This is a genomic window from Mesorhizobium sp. M2C.T.Ca.TU.002.02.1.1, assembly GCF_003997225.1.
Genome location: NZ_RZTO01001018.1, coordinates 1 through 1,923 on the forward strand (window position 1 = coordinate 1; position 1,923 = coordinate 1,923).

3 protein-coding genes are annotated in these 1,923 nt (G+C 64.4%); all 3 read right to left on the reverse strand.

Annotation, left to right across the window (positions count from 1 at the left end):
• The coding region (gene scpB / locus EOD07_RS32750; RefSeq protein WP_127238184.1) for an SMC-Scp complex subunit ScpB at window positions 1-605 on the reverse strand (605 nt) is incomplete at its 3' end.
• Window positions 602-1,402, reverse strand: a complete 801-nt coding sequence (locus tag EOD07_RS32755; protein WP_127238185.1) for a ScpA family protein — start codon at window positions 1,400-1,402, stop codon at window positions 602-604. The genes EOD07_RS32755 and scpB, both read right to left, overlap by 4 nt.
• Before the next feature lie 62 nt (window positions 1,403-1,464).
• On the reverse strand, window positions 1,465-1,923 hold a 459-nt coding region (locus EOD07_RS32760), incomplete at its 5' end, for a glycoside hydrolase family 3 N-terminal domain-containing protein (RefSeq protein WP_164772770.1).

The window sequence follows — 1,923 nt, forward strand, 5'->3', positions numbered from 1 at the left end:
CCCTTCAACTCCTCCATGCCGGGCAGATCGCGGATTTCCTCCAGCGCGAAATGATCGAGGAAAGCGTCGGTCGTGCCGTAGGTCACCGGCCGTCCGGGCGTGCGACGGCGGCCGCGCATCCTGACCCATTCCGTTTCGAGCAGCGTGTCGAGCGTGCCTTTCGACGTTTCGACGCCCCGGATGTCTTCGATCTCGGCCCGCGTAACCGGCTGATGGTAGGCGATGATCGCCAGCACTTCGAGCGCCGCGCGCGACAGCTTGCGCTGCTGGACGGAGTCCCGGCTCATCAAAAATGCCAGGTCGCCCGCGGTGCGGAAGGCCCAGGCATCGCCGACCCTCACCAGGTTGACGCCGCGCTTGGCATAGATTTCCTGCAGGTCCGCCATCGCGGCGGCGATGTTGACGCCCTCGGGCAGGCGCGCGGCCAGCTGCCTTTCGCTGACCGGCTCGGCGCTGGCGAAAATGATCGCCTCGGCCATGCGCACGGCTTCGGACAATTGCAGCCGCTCGGCGGGGTTTTCGATGGAACCCTGCTCGGCCATATCGTCTTCCGGTTCGTCCTCGACCTTGAACGGGATGACCGAAGCGTTGGCGCGTTCGCTCATGATACCACCTCGACTGCCCTGACCCCTTGCGCGCGGCCGCGCAGATAGATCGGCGCGAACACCTGTTCCTGCCGCACTTCCAATTTGCCCTCGCGCACCATTTCGAGCGTCGCCGCGAAGGAACTGGCGATCGCCGTGCGTTTTTCTTCCGGCGCCGCCAGATATTCGATCAGGAAGCTGTCGAGCGCCGTCCAGTCGCCGACCGAGCCGACCAGCCGTGCCAGCACCTCGCGCGCATCCTTCAGCGACCACACGGCGCGCCGGGCGATCGTCACATTGTTGATCGCCTGCCGCTGGCGCTGCTGCGCATAGGCGGTGAGCAGATCGTAGAGCGAAGCCGAAAAGCTGTTGCGCTTCTCGATGATGACCATTTCCGGCATGCCGCGCGCAAAGACATCGCGGCCGAGACGGTTGCGGTTGACCAGCCGCGCCGCGGCGTCGCGCATGGCTTCCAGCCGCTTCAGCCGGAATTGCAGCACCGCCGCCAGTTCCTCGCCGCTTTCACCCTCCTCGCCCGGCTGTTTCGGGATCAAGAGCTTCGACTTCAGGAAGGCGAGCCATGCCGCCATCACCAGATAATCGGCGGCAAGCTCGAGCCTCAGCGCCCGCACCTTTACGATGAAGGCCAGATACTGCTCCGCAAGCGCCAGGATCGAAATGCGCGCCAGATCGACCTTCTGGTTACGGGCAAGATGCAGGAGAAGATCGAGCGGACCTTCGAAACCGGCCACGTCGACCACCAGCGACGGGTCGCCTGTCAGGCGTGAATCGTCGTTCTGGGCCCACAGACGGTCCATCGGTGCGGCCTTCGCGGCCTTGCCTTCCAATGTCTCCGCCACTTGCCTTTCGTCCCTTCGGTTCAGGCCACCGCTTCGAAATAGGTGGCAAATTCCGCGCGTATCGCCGTTTCGTCGGCGACGTCGCGATCCTTTATATAGGTCAGCGCCCGCTCCGCGCGCTGCAAGGACTTGCCCGACAGCGCCGTCGTGCGCGAGGCGATCCCCGACATCTCCTCGAAAACGCCGTTGCAGTGAAGGACGAGATCGCAGCCGGCCGCAAGGATCGAGGCCGCCTTTGTCGGGAAATCCCCAGAAAGTGCCTTCATCGAGGTGTCGTCGCTCATCAACAGCCCGTCGAAGCCGATCTCGCCGCGGATCACCTGGTTGACGACCTTGGCGGACGTCGTCGCCGGATTGTCGGCATCGACGGCGCTGTAGACGACATGCGCGGTCATCGCCATCGGCAACTCGTTCAACGCCTTGAACGGGGCGAAATCATGCCGGCTGAGCTCCTCGAGCGACGTATCGACGGTCGGCAG

Coding starts and splice junctions, on each gene's coding strand:
- EOD07_RS32755 (WP_127238185.1), bottom strand. CDS start 1,402: ATGGACCGTCTGTGGGCCCAGAACGACGATTCACGCCTGACAGGCGAC.